The 16,156-nt window shown below is 65.5% G+C and carries 17 protein-coding genes and 1 tRNA gene; 4 read left to right on the forward strand and 14 right to left on the reverse strand.

All coding sequences use genetic code 11. The annotated features are described in order from the left end of the window. Positions 1-42 precede the first annotated feature (42 nt). The 3 genes from ACVWYP_RS01055 to ACVWYP_RS01065 all read left to right on the forward strand — a co-directional run bounded on the left by ACVWYP_RS01055 (position 43) and on the right by ACVWYP_RS01065 (position 3,685). Complete coding sequence (locus ACVWYP_RS01055; RefSeq protein WP_304497422.1) at positions 43-1,182, forward strand: TRAP transporter substrate-binding protein; 1,140 nt, start codon at positions 43-45, stop codon at positions 1,180-1,182. Between the two features lie 89 nt (positions 1,183-1,271). Further along, positions 1,272-1,940 (forward strand): TRAP transporter small permease subunit, encoded by a 669-nt coding sequence (locus tag ACVWYP_RS01060; RefSeq protein ID WP_304497423.1) that lies wholly within the window; start codon positions 1,272-1,274, stop codon positions 1,938-1,940. Beyond that, positions 1,937-3,685: a TRAP transporter large permease gene (locus tag ACVWYP_RS01065; RefSeq protein ID WP_304497424.1), complete on the forward strand. Its 1,749-nt coding sequence runs from the start codon at positions 1,937-1,939 to the stop codon at positions 3,683-3,685. Before ACVWYP_RS01060 ends, ACVWYP_RS01065 begins: the two co-directional genes overlap by 4 nt. 142 nt (positions 3,686-3,827) lie before the next feature. Here the strand turns inward: ACVWYP_RS01065 and ACVWYP_RS01070 are convergent. The 10 genes from ACVWYP_RS01070 to ACVWYP_RS01115 form a co-directional block, all read right to left on the reverse strand. Next, a tRNA-Phe gene (locus tag ACVWYP_RS01070) sits at positions 3,828-3,903 on the reverse strand. Positions 3,904-4,042: 139 nt separating this feature from the next. Then, the gene (yacG, locus tag ACVWYP_RS01075) at positions 4,043-4,237 is read right to left on the reverse strand and encodes a DNA gyrase inhibitor YacG (RefSeq protein ID WP_069280262.1); all 195 of its coding nucleotides are present in this window, start codon (positions 4,235-4,237) and stop codon (positions 4,043-4,045) included. 468 nt (positions 4,238-4,705) lie between these two features. Then, positions 4,706-5,719, reverse strand: a complete 1,014-nt coding sequence (locus tag ACVWYP_RS01080) for an IS5 family transposase (protein WP_259244704.1) — start codon at positions 5,717-5,719, stop codon at positions 4,706-4,708. A 108-nt stretch (positions 5,720-5,827) separates the two neighbouring features. Further along, positions 5,828-6,457, reverse strand: a complete 630-nt coding sequence (locus ACVWYP_RS01085; protein ID WP_018269043.1) for a Maf-like protein — start codon at positions 6,455-6,457, stop codon at positions 5,828-5,830. A 198-nt stretch (positions 6,458-6,655) separates the two neighbouring features. Then, complete coding sequence (locus tag ACVWYP_RS01090; protein ID WP_304497425.1) at positions 6,656-7,120, reverse strand: arsenate-mycothiol transferase ArsC; 465 nt, start codon at positions 7,118-7,120, stop codon at positions 6,656-6,658. A 54-nt stretch (positions 7,121-7,174) separates the two neighbouring features. Next, on the reverse strand, positions 7,175-7,681 hold the full coding sequence (locus ACVWYP_RS01095; protein WP_016841326.1) for a UPF0262 family protein: 507 nt from the start codon (positions 7,679-7,681) through the stop codon (positions 7,175-7,177). After that, a complete protein-coding gene (gene hisD, locus ACVWYP_RS01100) occupies positions 7,678-8,973 on the reverse strand; it encodes a histidinol dehydrogenase (RefSeq protein ID WP_304497426.1) in 1,296 nt (431 codons plus the stop codon). Before hisD ends, ACVWYP_RS01095 begins: the two co-directional genes overlap by 4 nt. Positions 8,974-9,110: 137 nt before the next feature. After that, positions 9,111-9,539, reverse strand: coding sequence for a DUF2948 family protein (locus tag ACVWYP_RS01105; RefSeq protein WP_304497427.1), 429 nt, complete (start codon positions 9,537-9,539; stop codon positions 9,111-9,113). Positions 9,540-9,622: 83 nt separating this feature from the next. Next, positions 9,623-10,282 (reverse strand): Rossmann-fold NAD(P)-binding domain-containing protein, encoded by a 660-nt coding sequence (locus ACVWYP_RS01110; RefSeq protein WP_304497428.1) that lies wholly within the window; start codon positions 10,280-10,282, stop codon positions 9,623-9,625. A 29-nt stretch (positions 10,283-10,311) separates the two neighbouring features. After that, positions 10,312-11,250 (reverse strand): SDR family oxidoreductase, encoded by a 939-nt coding sequence (locus ACVWYP_RS01115; protein WP_304497429.1) that lies wholly within the window; start codon positions 11,248-11,250, stop codon positions 10,312-10,314. A gap of 169 nt (positions 11,251-11,419) precedes the next feature. Here ACVWYP_RS01115 and ACVWYP_RS01120 point away from each other — a divergent pair, with 169 nt between their 5' ends. Next, positions 11,420-12,025, forward strand: a complete 606-nt coding sequence (locus tag ACVWYP_RS01120; protein ID WP_245288637.1) for a TetR family transcriptional regulator — start codon at positions 11,420-11,422, stop codon at positions 12,023-12,025. A 346-nt stretch (positions 12,026-12,371) separates the two neighbouring features. Here the strand turns inward: ACVWYP_RS01120 and ACVWYP_RS01125 are convergent, their stop codons facing one another. From ACVWYP_RS01125 to ACVWYP_RS01140, 4 genes are all read right to left on the reverse strand, one after another. Continuing rightward, positions 12,372-13,196 (reverse strand): alpha/beta fold hydrolase, encoded by an 825-nt coding sequence (locus tag ACVWYP_RS01125; protein WP_304497430.1) that lies wholly within the window; start codon positions 13,194-13,196, stop codon positions 12,372-12,374. A 140-nt stretch (positions 13,197-13,336) separates the two neighbouring features. Continuing rightward, complete coding sequence (locus ACVWYP_RS01130; RefSeq protein WP_304497431.1) at positions 13,337-13,837, reverse strand: hypothetical protein; 501 nt, start codon at positions 13,835-13,837, stop codon at positions 13,337-13,339. Positions 13,838-14,016: 179 nt separating this feature from the next. After that, positions 14,017-14,325 (reverse strand): UBP-type zinc finger domain-containing protein, encoded by a 309-nt coding sequence (locus ACVWYP_RS01135; RefSeq protein WP_016848445.1) that lies wholly within the window; start codon positions 14,323-14,325, stop codon positions 14,017-14,019. A gap of 109 nt (positions 14,326-14,434) precedes the next feature. Further along, positions 14,435-16,132 (reverse strand): FAD-dependent oxidoreductase, encoded by a 1,698-nt coding sequence (locus ACVWYP_RS01140; RefSeq protein WP_304497432.1) that lies wholly within the window; start codon positions 16,130-16,132, stop codon positions 14,435-14,437. Positions 16,133-16,156: the final 24 nt, after the last annotated feature.

Here is a 16,156-nt window from a genome sequence, read left to right on the forward strand (position 1 = left end):
CGATCCGCAAAGGACCGCTATTTCAAAGGGGAGGAGGCAGCCATGACCAAATCAAACAAGGGCAGCACTTCGAGCCGCCGCGGCTTTCTCAAGGTCGCTGCTGCGGGGGCCGCCGCGACGGTAGCCGCGCCGAGCGTCGTCAGCGCCCAGGGGCCGATCAGCATGCGCTGGCAAAGTACCTGGCCGTCAAAGGACATTTTCCACGAATACGCCCTCGACTACGCCAAGAAGGTCAACGACATGACCGGCGGCGAGCTCAAGATCGAAGTGCTGCCGGCAGGCGCTGTCGTGCCCGCCTTCGGGCTGCTCGATGCCGTCTCCAAGGGCGTGCTCGACGGCGGCCATGGCGTGCTGGTCTATCACTACGGCAAGCAGACGGCGCTGGCGCTCTGGGGCTCGGGACCGGGCTTTGCGATGGACGCCAACATGCTGCTGGCCTGGCACCGCTATGGCGGCGGCAAGGAGTTGCTCGCAAAACTTTATGAATCGATCGGCGCCAATGTCGTCTCGTTCCCCTACGGTCCGATGCCGACCCAGCCGTTCGGCTGGTTCAAGAAGCCGATCACCAAGCCCGACGACGTCAAGGGGCTGAAGTTTCGCACCGTCGGAATCTCCATCGACGTGTACTCAGGGATGGGCGCAGCCGTGAACGCGCTGCCCGGCGGCGAAATCGTGGCTGCCATGGACCGCGGCCTCTTGGACGCGGCGGAATTCAACAACGCCACCTCGGACCGCGTGCTCGGCTTCCCCGACGTCTCCAAGGTCTGCATGCTGCAGAGCTATCACCAGAACGCCGAGCAGTTCGAGATCACGTTCAACAAGGACAAGTACAACGCGCTGCCGGAGAAGATGAAGGCGATCATCGCCAACGCGGTGGACGCGGCTTCGGCCGATATGTCGTGGAAGGCGATCGACCGCTACTCCAAGGACTACGTCGAGTTGCAGACCAAGGACAACGTCAAGTTCTACAAGACGCCCGACGCCATCCTGAAGCAGCAGCTCGAGATCTATGATGGCGTGGTGAAGAAGAAGGCGGCGGAAAATCCCCTGTTCAAGGAGATCGTGCAGTCGCAGATCGAGTTCGCCAAGCGCGCGACGCAGTGGGAGCAGGACACGGTGGTGAGCCGCCGCATGGCCTACGATCACTATTTCGGGCCAAACGCCGCCGCCAAGAAACTCTGATGGCGAGATAGAGCCGGCAAGGCGCCGTCCGCCCCCGACGGGGGGCCCTGTGCTATGTTGGGATCGCTTCTTATGCCGAACCGTATCACATGAGCGCACAGCGTTTGCTGCACACGATCGACGGCATCTCCACCTGGGTCGGCAAGGCGACCGCCTGGCTGATGATCGTCCTGATGAGCGTCGTCTGCATCGAGGTGTTCAAGCGTTATGCCGTGAACATGCCGACGGCATGGATCTTCGACGCCGAGAACATGCTGTATGGGTCGCTGTTCATGTTGTGCGGCGCCTATACGCTGGCGCAGAACGCCCATGTCCGCGGCGACTTCCTGTACTCCTCGATGCGCCCGCGCACGCAGGCCGCGCTCGACCTCGTTCTCTACTTCGTCTTCTTCATCCCGGGCATCGCCGCGCTGATCTATGCCGGCTACTTCTACGCCGCGGACTCCTGGCACATCAACGAGCATTCCAACGTCACGGCGGACGGCCCGCCGGTCTACCACTTCAAGACCGTCATCCCGATCGCGGGCGCGCTGATCATGCTGCAGGGCATCGGCGAGATCATCCGCTGCATCGTGTGCCTGAAGACCGGCGAATGGCCGAGCCGGCTTGCCGACGTCGCCGAGACCGACGTCATCGGGGAGCAGCTCGCGCACTCTGAATTCGTGGACGAGGAATCGCGCAAGCTCGCCATCGAGGGCGCGGCGCGCATCGATGAAATGGCGCGGCAGCGCGGCATGGGCGGGGACCTGAACACATGAGCGATCCGGCGCTCGGCCTGTTGATGCTGACGCTCATCGTCGTCGTCATCATGATGGGCTTTGCCACGGCGTTTACGCTGATGGGCCTTGGCATGTTCTTCGGCTTCATCGCCTTCTACGACCCGTCGCAGAACTGGACGCACAACAAGGTTTTCGAGCTGATGGTCCAGCGCACCTACGGCGCGATGACCAACGACGTGCTGATCTCCATCCCGTTGTTCGTGCTGATGGGCTATGTGATGGAGCGCGGCGCCCTCGTCGACAAGATGTTCTATTCGATCCAGCTCGCCTTCCGCCGCCTGCCCGCCTCGCTCGCGGTTGCGACCCTGATCGTGTGCACGTTCTGGGGCATCGCCTCCGGGCTCGTCGGCGCGGTGGTGGTGCTGATGGGCGTGATCGCCTTCAACCCGATGCTGCGCGCCGGTTATGACGTGAAGCTCGCCTCCGGGGTCATCACCGCGGGCGGCACGCTCGGCATCCTGATCCCGCCTTCGGTGATGATCATCGTCTATGCCGCGGTCGCCGGCCAGTCCGTGGTCAAGCTCTATGCGGCGGCGATGCTTCCCGGCTTCTTCCTGGCGTTCCTCTACCTCGTCTATGTCGTGGGCTGGGCGATGATCAACCCGAAGATCGCCCCGCCGCTGCCGGAGGAACAGACCCGCGTCAACGTGCCCGAATGGATCAGAAATTTCGCGACGCTGTATTCGCCGAACCTGTTCGTCGGCCTGTTCAAGGCACTGCTCTCGCCCGCAAGGGCGAAGACGCTCCGGATCGACGGCAAGCCGATGGGCTATGGCGCGATCGTGCAGAACTTCCTCATTTCGCTGGTGCCGTTCCTGATGACCGCAGCCGCGCTTGGCACGGTCTGGTGGTACGTCGTGATCCACCAGCAGCCCGGCGCCGCGAGCGGAGCCGTCGAAGGCCTGCAGCAGCTCGGCAGCCCGGTCGAGCCGAAGGAGCTGTCGCCCGCCGAAAAGGGACCGGACACCCAGTTCTACATCTGGTTCGCGATATCAGCCGCCGTGCTGGCTGCGTGGACGGCGCGCTCTTACTTGCGCATGGACGGCGAACGTTTCGAAGTGTTGAAGCTCTTGACGTCGTCGGTGATGCCGCTCGGCATCCTCACCGTCGTGGTACTGGGGGTGATCCTGTTCGGCATCACGACCGCGACCGAGTCCGCCGGCGTCGGCGCCGCTGGCGCCTTCATCCTCGCTTTCCACGCCCGCACGCTCGACTGGAAGCGCACCAAGGAAGCGGTGTTCCTGACCGCAAAGACGACCGCGATGGTGTGCTGGCTGTTCGTCGGCTCGGCGCTGTTCTCGGCGGTGTTCGCCATTCTCGGCGGTCAGGCGCTGCTGGAAAGCTGGGTGCTTTCGCTCGACATGACGCCCGTGCAGTTCATGATCTTGTCGCAGGTGATCATCTTCGTGCTGGGCTGGCCGCTCGAATGGACCGAGATTATCATCATCTTTGTGCCGATCTTCCTGCCGATGCTGAAGCACTTCAACATCGATCCGATCCTTTGGGGCACGCTGGTGTTCGTGAACTTGCAGGCCGCGTTCCTGTCTCCGCCGGTCGCGATGTCGGCGTTCTATCTCAAGGGCGTCGCCCCGAAGCACGTTACGCTGAACCAGATCTTCGCCGGCATGATGCCCTACATGCTGATCGTGATCCTGTGCATGGTGATCATGTATCTCTGGCCGGGCATGACGCTGTGGCTGCCGAACTACCTGTACGCGGGTTGAGGCGCAGCGGGGAGCACCGGGCGCTTGTCGAACGGAAATGGTGCCCAGGGGCGGGATCGAACCATCCGGCTCCGCCCTCCGGGCTACGCCGGGACGAGCGCCTGCATGGAGCGATCGCTGATTACGGTAGCATCAAGGGTGATGGTGCCCAGGGGCGGGATCGAACCACCGACACTGCGATTTTCAGTCGCATGCTCTACCAACTGAGCTACCTGGGCATACTCGCGGGGCCGAAAGGCCGGAGCGAGCGGGCGGTTTATAGAGAGGTCGGAGCGTCGTGTCCACCCGGCTTCGCGAAACGCTTCGCCGGGCGCGGCCCGCCCAGCACCCTTTCCCCAACTTGTTGGGAAATCTTGGCTATTCCGGGTCCTCCGCGTCGTCCTCGCGGCCTGGGACGACATAGCGGCCGGTCAGCCAGCGGTTGAGGTCGACGTCGCGGCAGCGCGCCGAGCAGAACGGGCGGAAGGCCTGCTCGACGGGCTTGCCGCAGATCGGGCAGGCGCGCGGGGTGGCAGAGGGTGTGGCCTTGGGCGTTCGGGCTTGGTCAGTCATGGCTGGGACGGAGTCTACATCATCTGCCGCATGTTCCGCTGCGCTCCCCTCTCTGCTTGCGGGTAGGGCAATCGCATATGCGTCTTCGCCGGCCGCGCAGGTGCTTGGCCTCGTGGCTCGGGACGGCGACCGCGCCCGCTAGAGCAGGGCGATAGCTTCGGAGCGAGGGGCGTCTCCGCGATTTCTGGATAATGGAAGAATGCCGCTGATTTGCCCGACGAGTCAAGCTGCCGTGTCGGAACGCCGGCAGCCGACGGCTCCTTTGCATGGGGTTGTTTTCGATATTTTGGCAGCGCCCCTGCGGCAAGCTATCGCGTCCTACGACCTCCCCCGCTTGCGAGGGCTTTGCGCAATCGGGCGTGCGCGGGTGCAGGCCAGTGTCAGGCATTTTTTTGCGTGGCTTCTGGGGGCGCGCGGGAGTGGACAGCTTCGTTTGGGCGGCCGATTGACGGCATTGCGGAGCGGCGGTCACAGCGCAACACCCGTTGGACGCAGCATTGCCCATCGTTTGAGGTTCATGGCGAGGCAGAGAAGATGCAGATGGGTCTGATTGCGTGCCAAGCCCAGATAGCGAGCGCGCGCCCAGCCATAGACGCCCTTGAGGCGCGCGAAGACCTGCTCGACCGGGGCGCGGCGCCGTCCCACGGCGTCGTTGAAGCGCTTCTGACGCGCGGTCAGGGGATGATGCTTGTTGGGCCGGAACATCAGCCGCGGCTTGATGCCCCGGGCCGCGAGGAGGGCGCGGCGCTCGTGCTTGTCATAGGCCTGGTCGGCGTAGACCGCCTTCTCGTCGCCGCAGATCAACTCGTCGGCCGGCACCGTGTCGTTGACCGCGGCGTCGGTCAGCTTGCTGCGACGGATGATCGCCGAGCCCTGGTCGACGCCGACATGCGCCTTGTAGCCGAAGTACCGCTTGCCACCCTTCTTGGTCCATCGCGCATCCGCATCCCGCTCGCTGTTGACCAGCTTGCTCGGCGCACGCCCGTCCGGGCCGAGCGGCAGCGGGTCTTTCGGCGGCTTCGGCGGCTTCACCGCCGCCGGGATCAGGCTCGCATCGATCAATGTGCCCCGGCGCAGCACCAGCCCGCGCGCGTCGATCTGGCGCAGGATCTCGCCGAACAGCCTCTCCTCCAGATCGGCCTGCTGCAAAGCTTCGCGGAAGCGCCAGATCGTCGTGTGGTCGGGCGTCTCGTCACCGAGCACAAAGCCGCAGAATTCGCGGAACGAGGCCCGATCATCGAGCGCCTCCTCCAGCTCCGGATCAGACAACCCATACCATTGCTGCAACAGCAACGCCTTGAACATCACCAGCCGTGGATAGGGCGGCGCTCCACGCTCCGGTTCAGCAAGGCTGCGCAGCACGCACTCCACAGCCGCCCAATCGACCAGCTCGCAAATCCGCCTCAGCACCGAACTCCCTTTCCCCCGCCGCGACACCAGCGCATCTGCGAAGCTCGCTTGACCAACCTGCCGATACGCCATCCCCGCCTCCCCCTTCAGATCGGTCTTAGAGAATCGCAGATTCCCCTTTGCGCAAAGCCCTCGCGAGCGGGAGAGGTGGACTGCCGTCGCCGCACGAAAGTGGATACCTCACACCGCGACGGAGTTGAGCCAGCCGTGGCGGATCGGAAAACCCTCGCCGCCGAGCAAGGTCACGGTCTCGTAGAGCGGCAGGCCGACCACATTGGTGTAGGAACCGACCATCTTGACCACGAACGATCCGGCAATGCCCTGCACCGCGTAGCCGCCGGCTTTGCCGCGCCATTCGCCCGAGCCGATATAGGCCTGGATGTCGTCCTCGCTGAGCCGCTTGAAGCGCACGCGCGTTTCGACCAAGCGCTGACGGAATGCCTCGCGCGGCGTCACCACGCAGATCGCGGTGTAGACGCGGTGATTGCGGCCCGACAGCAGCCGCAGGCACTGCGCGGCCTCGTCGACCAGATTGGCCTTGGGCAAAATGCGGCGGCCGACCGCGACCACGGTGTCGGCGGCGATGATGAAGGAGCCGCGCAGGTCGTCGTCAAGATGCACCGATTTCAGCGCCGCGTCGGCCTTGGCGCGCGCCAGGCGGTTGGCGCAGGCGCGCGGCAACTCGCCCCGCCGCGGGGTCTCGTCGACATCGGCCGGGCGCAGCGCATCGGGCTCGATGCCGGCCTGGTTGAGCAGAGCCAGCCGCCGCGGCGAACCGGAAGCAAGAACGAATTTGGGACGGCCTAGCATGCGGGCTTTTGGGCTGAATCGGGGGGACGGACGCGGGCGGAACCTATCGGATGGGGCATGGATGCACAACCTTGGAACCGGCCGCGAATCGCGCCCCCGCTTGGAGACAAGGCCCCATAAGCACAGCTGTTTGTCAGTCTGGCGACAAGCGGCGGTACTGCGAATCGGAACACGCTGGTCCCGTCACCTCACGGAGCCTCACAGGTTTGCCGCGCCGGCCTTGGCAAAGCGGCGACGGATGCGCAGCAGGAGACCGTCGCAGACCTCGCGATAGGCGGCCAGCTTCTGCTCGCGCGAGCCCTCGGTGCCGGTCGGATCGACGGTGGGCCAGTATTCGACGTCGGCCGCGAGCGTGCGGGTGAGGTCGAGCGCCTTGTGATGGGCTTCAGGAGCCAACGTGATGATGAGATCGAAGTTCAGCCCCTCCCAGTCCTCGAGCTCCTCGAAAGTTTGCGGCTTGTGGCTGGAAATGTCCTGGCCGAGCTCGGCCATGACGGCGACCGCGAACGGATCGAGCTCACCCTTCCTCACCCCGGCCGAGCGCACATAGAGGCCTTGCGGAAACATCTGCTGCAGCAGGCTTTCGGCCATCGGCGACCGCACGCTGTTCAGGCCGCATGCGAACAGCACGGCCTGGGGGTTGCGCGCGCGCGGCGCTTCCATGCGATCAGGCTTTTTTCGATCGGGGTACGCCCCCGTCAATCATCGCGTCACCGATCATGCGCCTTCACCCTTCCAGTGCAGCACCGTGATCAGCGTGAACAGCCGCCGCGCGGTCTCGAAATCGACGCGCACCTTGCCCTTGAGCCGCTCCTGCAGCGTGCGCGAGCCCTCGTCATGGATGCCGCGGCGGCCCATGTCGATCGCCTCGATCTTGTCCGGCGTCGCGGTCCGGATCGCCTGATAGTAGCTGTCGCAGATCATGAAGTAGTCCTTCACGACGCGGCGGAACGGGGTCAGCGACAACAGATGCGCGACCACCGGCGCGCCGTCCTCCTTGCGGATGTCGAACATCAGCCGGTTGCCGGTGATCGCGATATGCAGGGTGTAGGGCCCCGGCCCGGCGGCGCCCTCGGGAGCGAACAGGTTCTGCTCGATCAAATCGTAGATCGCGATCGCGCGCTCATGCTCGATATCGGGCCCGGAACGGCCGATCGATTCCTCGTCGAGCGTCACCGCGACGATGCGATTGTTGGAATCCTCGTCGTCTGGTGGCTTGTTCATGAGAGGTTGAGGCGCAATCCGACGGAACGTGAATGGGCATCGAGACCCTCGGCCTGGCCGAGCGTCATCGCGGCGGGCCCGAGCGCACGCAACTGATCCGGCCCGCACCGCAGGATCGAGGTTCGCTTCATGAAGTCAAGCACCCCGAGGCCCGACGAGAACCGCGCCGAGCGCGCGGTCGGCAGCACATGGTTGGAGCCGCCGACATAGTCGCCGATTGCCTCCGGGGTATGGGCCCCGAGGAAGATCGCCCCGGCGTTGCGGACCTTGTTCGACAGTCCCTCGGCGTCCGCGGTCATGATCTCGAGATGCTCGGCCGCGATCGCATTGGCGAGCTCGACCGCGTCGTCGAGTTTTGCCACCTTGATCACGGCACCGAAATCGTTCCACGAGGTGCGGGCGATCTCGGCGCGCGGCAAGGTCGCCAGCTGCGCCTCGACCGCACGCTCGACGTCGGCGGCGAGCCGTGCACTGTCGGTGATCAGGATCGACTGCGCGCTGACGTCATGCTCGGCCTGCGCCAGGAGATCGGCCGCGATCCAGTCGGCATTGCCGGTGTCGTCGGCGATGACCAGCACCTCGGAGGGACCGGCGATCATGTCGATGCCGACCTTGCCGAACACCAGCCGTTTTGCCGCGGCGACATAGGCGTTGCCGGGGCCGACGATTTTGGCGACCGGCGCGATCGTCGCGGTGCCGTAGGCCAGCGCCGCCACCGCCTGGGCGCCACCGACGCGGTAGATTTCCGAGACGCCGCCGAGATGGGCGGCAGCGAGCACCAGCGGGTTGAGCTTGCCGTCCGGCGCCGGCACCACCATCACCACGCGCGGCACGCCGGCGACCTTGGCCGGCACCGCGTTCATCAATACCGAGGACGGATAGGCCGCGGTACCGCCTGGCACATAGAGCCCGACCGCATCGACCGCGCTCCAGCGCCAGCCGAGCTCGACGCCGGCGGCATCGGTGAAGCGCTCGTCCTTCGGCAACTGGCGGCGGTGAAAGGTCTCGATCCGGTCGCGCGCGAATTTTAGCGCCTCGACGGTCTCGGGGTCGCAGGCCGCAACCGCGGCGTCGATCTCGGCTGCCGTAATGCGCATGCCGGCCGCGTCGATATCGAGCCGGTCGAACTTTTTGGTCGCCTCGAGCAGCGCCGCATCGCCGCGGGCCGCCACGTCGTCGACGATCGCGCGGGTGGCGCGCTCGACGTCGGCCGACACCTCGCGCTTGGCCGCCAGGAAATCGCGGAATCGCTGCTCGAAATCGGCGCTCTGTCGGTCCAGGCGAACGGGCATGACGGCTTTCTTAGGAGGAATTCGGGTCCCTGCTCAATGGCGCGACGGATAATGGCCGTCAACCCTTGGGGGGAGCTGAAATTGCTGTCGTCCCGGCCTGGGGCGCAATTGCGCACCAGGCCGGGACGACGGCATAACTACCCCGGCGCCACGCCGAGATCGTCGGTGCCGAGATCGGTCAATTCGCACTCCAGGCACTCGACATCCAGCCGCAGCGCCCCGCCATGGCCGAACATCAGGAGCGCGCTGCCGCCCGGCGGGTCGGAGGCATAGAACTCGATCCCGAGCAGTTCCAGGGTGGCTTCCGGGGCCTCCAGGTCGATATTGCGCGACTTGCATGCCAGCACCCGGTCGAACCTGAGCGCGGCGATCAGCCGGCGCGAGCAGGTGCCGCCCGACAGGGTCTGCTCCCAGTCCAGCCGGTTCAGGCCGACCACGAGCCGCTTCTCGTCCTGGCGCCAGACGATGTCGGAGGGCTGGACGTGGGCGTCCTGCACATGGGCCGAGATGACCGCGAGGTCATCGGCATCGAGGGCGATCAGCTTCAGCGGCGCGGGTGGGGACATGACGGTGGTTATAACGCCTCGCGGCCCGGGAGGTACCAAGAGACCTGGCGAAATCGCCGCTCGAGGGAACCGGCCACCGCGCTTCAGAGGCGATTGATGTCCTCGCTCTCCAGCACCGGCCTGGGGTAGCCGTCGCGGGCGACCTTCAGCATGGCGCGGCCGAGCTGTTCCGATGTCGTCATGTAGCTCGGGGCGACCCGCACCAGAAAGGAAAGCAGCGGCGAGGTCGCGACATAGATCGCCTGCACCCAGCCGGTCTTGGAGCGGACGCCATGCAGCGGCTGGATCCCGGCGGGCCGGAACATGTAGGCGGCCTTGAACGGCAGCTTGAGCAAATCGTTCTCGGTCTTGCCCTTCACGCGCGCCCACATCAACGGGCCGCGCTCGGTGGAATCGGTGCTGCGCCCCGTGACATAGCTGAACACCATGCCGGGATTGAGCCGCGCCAGCACCGTCGCCGCGGCCAGCGTGATGTCGTAGGTGAGATAGCGGTAGCGTGCCTCGTCCATGCCGATCGAGGAGACGCCGAGGCAGAAGAAGCAGGCGTCGTAGCCGGCAAGCTGCGGTTCGATCGCGCTGTAATCGACGAAATCGTCGTGGATCAACTCGACAAGCTTGGCATCGCGCTGCCCGGTCGGACTGCGCCCAACCGCGAGCACGCGCTCGACACCGGGATCGAGCTGGCATTCGCGCAGCACGCCCTGCCCGACCATGCCGGTCGCGCCGAACAGGATGACCTTCATCTCGATTGCCCCGCTGCCGCCCGATCCGTTCAGGCGGCGGTTGCGACCTGATCAAACGATACACCGGTCAGCGCCGCCGAGATATCCCATAGCCGCTGCGCTACCGCGGTGTCCCTGGCGTGCGGCATGATGCGCGCCGGCGCAGGTGGGCCCTTCAACTCGTAAAACCCGTTGGGGCCGTAATAGCCGCCCGGTTGGGCCGCGGCTGAGGTCGCCGCGAACAGCGTCGGCAATGCGCCCGCCGCCGCGGAGTGGCTCATGATGGGCTGCAAATATCGACCGAACCGCCACGACAGGCTGTCGGTGCCGGGACCGTTCGGGATCAGCTCGGTGCGCGCGTAGCCGGGATGCGCGGCATTGCTCATCAGTCCCCAGCCGTTGATCGCACTGCGACGCTGCAATTCGAGTGCGAACATCAGCATCGCAAGCTTCGACTGGCAGTAGGCGCGCCACGGCGCGTAGGAACGGCGGGCCTGCAGATTGTCGAAATTGATGACGCCGGAGCGATGCGCAAGGCTGGAAAGATTGACGACGCGGGTCTGGTGGCCGCGGCGGAGCTGCGGCAACAGCAGCGCGGTCAATGCATAGTGGCCGAGATAGTTGGTGCCGAACTGCATCTCGAACTCGTCAGCGGTGACCTGCCGCTTCGGCAGCGACATCACCGCAGCATTGTTGATCAGGAGATCGAGCGCGTTATGCGTGGCGGCGAAGCGCCCGGCGAAATCGGCAACCGATGCGAGGTTCGCGAGGTCGAGCGTTTCATAGGTCACCGCGGCATCGGGAAGCTGCGCGCGGATCCGCGCCAGCGCGTCCTGCCCCTTGGCGCCGTTGCGGCCGGTGAGCACGACATTGGCGCCTGCGCGCGCCAGTTCCAGCGCGGTCTCGTAGCCGAGTCCGCCGGTAGCGCCCGTGATCACGGCGATCCTGCCGCCCTGCCGCGGAATGTCTGCAGTGCTCCAGCCGGTCATGCTTATATCTCCTTGCGACACGATTCGGGTTTCTCGTCGGGTTCTTGCGGGTCCAGCCGCATCCGACGAAATGTGCACTAAGTGCATTTTTGCAAGGGGTGAAAAATTGCAACGTCCGGCGCCCGCGCGCAAACCGGCCAGGAAATCGGCCAAGAAACCGGTCAAGTCGATGCAATCCAAAGCGAATCGCCCGCCGCCGGCGGCGGGCCTGCGTGCACGCAAGCGGCAGGAGACCCGGGAGCGGCTGACCAAGGCGGCGATGATGCTGTTTCTCGAGCGCGGCTTCGAGGCGACCACGCTCGACGACATCGTCGCCGCCGCCGACGTCTCGCGCCGCACTTTCTTTCACTATTTCGCCTCGAAGGAAGACGTGGTGCTGGCCTGGCAGGAGGACGGTACCGCGGCACTGATCGCAGCCGTTGCGGCGCGCCCGGCCACTGAATCCATGCTGCAGGCCGCCGAGAACGCCATCGCCGACATGGTCAAGCAGATCGACCCACGCGAGGCGGTCGCGCTAGCGCGGCTGAAGCGCGACAATCCAGCGCTGCAAGCGCGCGATCAGGCCAAATATGAAAGGCTTGAGCGTGAGCTCGCCAACGCGTTGCTCAAGCGCGCCAACCACAAGAACGACCGGATGAAAGCCCGGCTGGTCGCGATGATCACGACCGGCGCGATGCGCGTCGGCAGCGAGCTCTGGGCCGACGATGGCGCCCGCGAGAAGCCGGACCTGGTCGCCAAGCGCCTGTTCGCAGCGATCCGCGCGATTTTTGAGTGAGCCAGCCGATCACGGCGCTTCCGAAACATAGTCCTCGTAAGGCGAACACATGCTTCGGACTCCTCCCCCCGTGTGGTAGGTCAATCGCATATGGCCGTTTGAGGCGATCGGAGTTCCCACAAACTCGTCATGCCCGGGCTTGTCCCGGGCATCCACGTCTTCGTTTCCACGCGAAGAGAAGACGTGGATGGCCGGGACAAGCCCGGCCATGACGGCGCGGAAGAATCGGTTCATTCCATATGCGATTGCCCTGCCCCTTGTGGGGAGAGGAGTAAGCCACCGGGCGAGGTGGATTGAGGCTGCGCAATGTTGAGACGCGCGGCGCAGAGCACAGCCTCTCTCACCTTCAGCCCTTGATGAACGCCAGCAGGTCGGCGTTGATCGTCTCGGCCTCCGTCGTCGGCATGCCGTGCGGAAAACCCTTGTAGGTCTTCAGCGTGCCGTTCTTCAGAAGCTTGGCCGAGAGCGGGGCGGAGTCGGCGTAGGGCACGATCTGGTCGTCGTCGCCATGCATCACCAGCACCGGCACGTTGATCTTCTTCAGATCCTCGGTGAAGTCGGTCTGCGAGAACGCGACGATGCCGTCGTAATGCGCCTTGGCGCCGCCCATCATGCCCTGCCGCCACCAGTTCTGGATCACGGCTTCCGACGGTTTTGCGCCGGGCCGGTTGTAGCCGTAGAACGGCCCGGCCGGCAGGTCGCGGTAGAATTGCGAGCGGTTGGCGGCGAGCTGGGCCTGCAGGCCGTCGAACACCGACTTCGGCAGGCCGCCGGGATTGTTCGCCGTCTGCACCATCAACGGCGGCACCGCGCTCAGGATCGCCGCCTTCGCCACCCGGCTCTCGCCGTGGCGGGCGATGTAGTGCACCACCTCGCCACCGCCGGTGGAATGGCCGACATGGACGGCGTTCTTCAGGTCGAGATGCGCGGTGACGGAAGCGAGGTCGTCGGCGTAGTGATCCATGTCATGACCGTCGGCGACCTGGGCGGAGCGGCCGTGGCCGCGGCGGTCGTGGGCGACGACACGAAAGCCGCGCCCCACGAAGAACAGCATCTGCGCGTCCCAGTCGTCCGACGACAACGGCCAGCCGTGGCTGAACACGATCGGCTGCCCCGAACCCCAATCCTTGTAGAAGATCTCGACGCCGTCTTTGGTGGTGATGGTGGGCATTGGAAGCACTCCTTCAGCTGATCGTCATTCCGGACACGCCAGGCGTGAACGAACCTTGGGCGACGGCACATCGCGGACACGCCACCGCACCTCATCTTCTATGCCGCGCGTCGCCTCGAAATGAGGTCATCCGCCCCGGATCAGGCGAACGTGACCGGCCTGAAGCGGCGCCAGGCGCCGATGATCACCACGGCGAAGAACACCAGCACGATGCCCTGCACCGCCGCAAACACCGGCCCGGACGGCGGGTTCGGCGGCACCGCCGGCGCCAGCGCCTGCAACGCCGGCACCTTGAGGAAGCTCTGAATGACCAGCACGAAGACGTTGAGATAGAGCGAGACCATCGCAGTCACGATGTAGATCGGACGCCAGGCGCCCTTGAGCTGCATCGCATAGAGCGCAATGCAGGCGATCGCGAGCAGCACCAGCGAAAGCCCGCCGATGATATGCGACGGCAGCAGCTTCTCGGTCACCAAAGGCGGGATCACGAAGCCGGTGGCGCTGGTCAGGATCGTGAGCACGAGGAAGATCGCGGTCAGCCCAGGCATCGCGCGCGAGCCGAGCAGCCCGAACATCACGAGCACACCGGCGACGATTGCAATCAGGCTGATAATGACGTGCACAAGCACCAATGTCGTCATGTGGCGCACTCCCCGCTGAGACCCGCATGCGAGGTTACGATGCGTGACGGAAAATTGCTACATGCTTCGATGGCAGGACGGCCGACATCTCATCAAAATTTTGCCGGCGCCTGCGATTGCTGAAAATTTTCGCACGTATGTCACACGATGCGGCATCGTGCGCCCTGTGCGAAGCTGAATCAATCATAGCGCGGGATCGGTCCGTCATGCGGCGTCTTGCGCTTCGACAGGTCGAACAGCACCTCGTCGACATAGCACCAGCCCCAGCCTTCCGGCGGATCGTAGCCCTCGATCACGGGATGGCCGGTGGCGTGGAAGTGCGCCGTCGCGTGCCGGTTCGGCGAATCGTCGCAGCAGCCGACATGGCCGCAGGTCCGGCAGATGCGCAAATGCAGCCAGCGGCTGCCGCTCTTCAGGCACTCCTCGCAGCCGAGCGCGCTCGGCGTAACATCCTGGATGCCGGCGATATGGGTGCAGCCTTTCGTCATTTGCGACCTCTAACCTTGTGCGCCTCTCTAACCCGTCATCCCCGCGCAAAGGCGAAGCCTTTGCGCGGGGATGACGGGGAAACGTTTGCGTTTTCCGCATCAATCGTACTTACAGCGTCGGACTGCCCGCGTCGGCGAGATAGCCGTGCAAAGCGGCGACGACCTGCGCGCCCTCGCCGATCGCGCCGCCGACGCGCTTGACCGATCCGGAGCGGACGTCGCCGACCGCGAACACGCCGGGCACCGTGGTCTCGAGCAGCGGCACGGCGCGCGCGCCCTCGCCGGTCTGCACGCCGGTCATCACGAAGCCGCCGCGGTCGACCTGCACCCCGCAGCCCTCGAGCCAACCGGTCGCCGGATCGGCGCCGACAAACAAAAAGAGATTGCGGATATCCATGGTGAACTCGTCGGGCGCGAGCCGGCTGCGCCAGCGCACCCGCTGCAGCGTCTCGGCGCCGTCGAGTCCGATCACCTCGGTGTTGAACATCAATTCGATGTTCGGCGTCGCCTCGATGCGCTCGATCAAATAGCGCGACATGCTGGCCCCGAGCCCGCCGCCGCGGATCATCATGTTGACCCTGCGGGCATGCGCCGACAGGTACACCGCCGCCTGCCCCGCGGAGTTGCCGCCGCCGACCAGCACGACTTCCTGCTGGGCGCAGAGCCGCGCCTCGATCGGCGATGCCCAGTACCAGACGCCGCGGCCTTCAAAGGCATCGAGATTGTCGATCTCGGGCCGTCGATAGCGCGCCCCGCTGGCGACCACCACGGATTTCGCGCGCAGCGTATGCCCGCACGCTGTGTCGAGCACGAATGCGCCGGACGCTTTCGTGCAGTCGAGCGATTTGATCGAGACCGGGATCAGCATTTCGGCGCCGAATTTCTGCGCCTGGTTGAAGGCCCGTCCGGCCAGCGCCTGGCCGGAGATGCCGGTCGGAAAGCCCAGATAGTTTTCGATGCGCATGCTGGCGCCGGCCTGGCCGCCGAAGGCGCGGGAATCGAACACCGCGACCGACAGGCCTTCCGACGCCGCATAGACCGCGGTGGCAAGCCCGGCCGGGCCGCTGCCGACCACGGCGACATCGTAGAGTTTTTCATGCGCGCTGTTGCCGATCATGCCGAGCGCCATCGCAAGCGCGGTCTCGGACGGATTGCGCAGCACCGTGCCGTTGGGACAGACCACCAGCGGCAGCTCGGCGCGCGTCGGGGAATAGCGCGCGACGAGGTCGGCGGCATCCTTGTCGGTCTCGGGGTCGAGGAAGTGGTGCGGCTGGCCGTTGCGCGCCAAGAAATTCTGCAGCGACGCCATGTTGCCGACCGAGGCGGGGCCGATCAGCACCGGCCCGCCGGCGCCGCCCTGGATCAGGCTGACGCGGCGCAGGATCAGCGCGCGCATGATGCGTTCGCCGAGATCGGCCTCCGCAACCAAAAGCGCGCGCAGCCGGTCGGGCGGCAACAGCAGCGTCTCGACCACCCCATCGGCATGGCCGTCGACCAGCGCCGGGCGGCCGGAGAGCTGGCCGATCTCAGCGAGAAACTGCCCCGGTCCCTGGTCGATGATCGGCGCGACATGGCCGAGCCCGTCGCGCTGGGTGATCGAGACATTGCCGGACAGCACCACGAACATGCCGGGCCCGGGCTTGCCGGTCTCGAACAGTGCCTCGCCGTCCTGGTATGCGCGCGGCTCGCCGAAGCGGCGCATCCGTTCGATCTCGTGCGCGGTCAGGGTCGGAAAGGTCTGCTCATGGCGCGGGAAGGCGTAGGCGGTTGCGTTCAGCCGATCGATCGTCGTCTCATCTACAGCCATATCGGCGACCCGCTTCCTTATAAC

The sequence above is a fragment of the Bradyrhizobium sp. USDA 3262 genome (assembly GCF_054060035.1).

Coding starts and splice junctions, on each gene's coding strand:
- ACVWYP_RS01110 (WP_304497428.1), bottom strand. CDS start 10,282: ATGAAGGTCATCCTGTTCGGCGCGACCGGCATGGTCGGGCAGGGCGTG.
- ACVWYP_RS01130 (WP_304497431.1), bottom strand. CDS start 13,837: ATGACGACATTGGTGCTTGTGCACGTCATTATCAGCCTGATTGCAATC.
- ACVWYP_RS01095 (WP_016841326.1), bottom strand. CDS start 7,681: ATGAACAAGCCACCAGACGACGAGGATTCCAACAATCGCATCGTCGCG.
- ACVWYP_RS01055 (WP_304497422.1), top strand. CDS start 43: ATGACCAAATCAAACAAGGGCAGCACTTCGAGCCGCCGCGGCTTTCTC.
- ACVWYP_RS01065 (WP_304497424.1), top strand. CDS start 1,937: ATGAGCGATCCGGCGCTCGGCCTGTTGATGCTGACGCTCATCGTCGTC.
- hisD (WP_304497426.1), bottom strand. CDS start 8,973: ATGCCCGTTCGCCTGGACCGACAGAGCGCCGATTTCGAGCAGCGATTC.
- ACVWYP_RS01115 (WP_304497429.1), bottom strand. CDS start 11,250: ATGACCGGCTGGAGCACTGCAGACATTCCGCGGCAGGGCGGCAGGATC.
- ACVWYP_RS01060 (WP_304497423.1), top strand. CDS start 1,272: ATGAGCGCACAGCGTTTGCTGCACACGATCGACGGCATCTCCACCTGG.
- ACVWYP_RS01135 (WP_016848445.1), bottom strand. CDS start 14,325: ATGACGAAAGGCTGCACCCATATCGCCGGCATCCAGGATGTTACGCCG.
- ACVWYP_RS01105 (WP_304497427.1), bottom strand. CDS start 9,539: ATGTCCCCACCCGCGCCGCTGAAGCTGATCGCCCTCGATGCCGATGAC.
- ACVWYP_RS01090 (WP_304497425.1), bottom strand. CDS start 7,120: ATGGAAGCGCCGCGCGCGCGCAACCCCCAGGCCGTGCTGTTCGCATGC.
- ACVWYP_RS01125 (WP_304497430.1), bottom strand. CDS start 13,196: ATGCCCACCATCACCACCAAAGACGGCGTCGAGATCTTCTACAAGGAT.
- ACVWYP_RS01085 (WP_018269043.1), bottom strand. CDS start 6,457: ATGCTAGGCCGTCCCAAATTCGTTCTTGCTTCCGGTTCGCCGCGGCGG.
- ACVWYP_RS01120 (WP_245288637.1), top strand. CDS start 11,420: ATGCAATCCAAAGCGAATCGCCCGCCGCCGGCGGCGGGCCTGCGTGCA.
- ACVWYP_RS01080 (WP_259244704.1), bottom strand. CDS start 5,719: ATGGCGTATCGGCAGGTTGGTCAAGCGAGCTTCGCAGATGCGCTGGTG.
- ACVWYP_RS01140 (WP_304497432.1), bottom strand. CDS start 16,132: ATGGCTGTAGATGAGACGACGATCGATCGGCTGAACGCAACCGCCTAC.
- yacG (WP_069280262.1), bottom strand. CDS start 4,237: ATGACTGACCAAGCCCGAACGCCCAAGGCCACACCCTCTGCCACCCCG.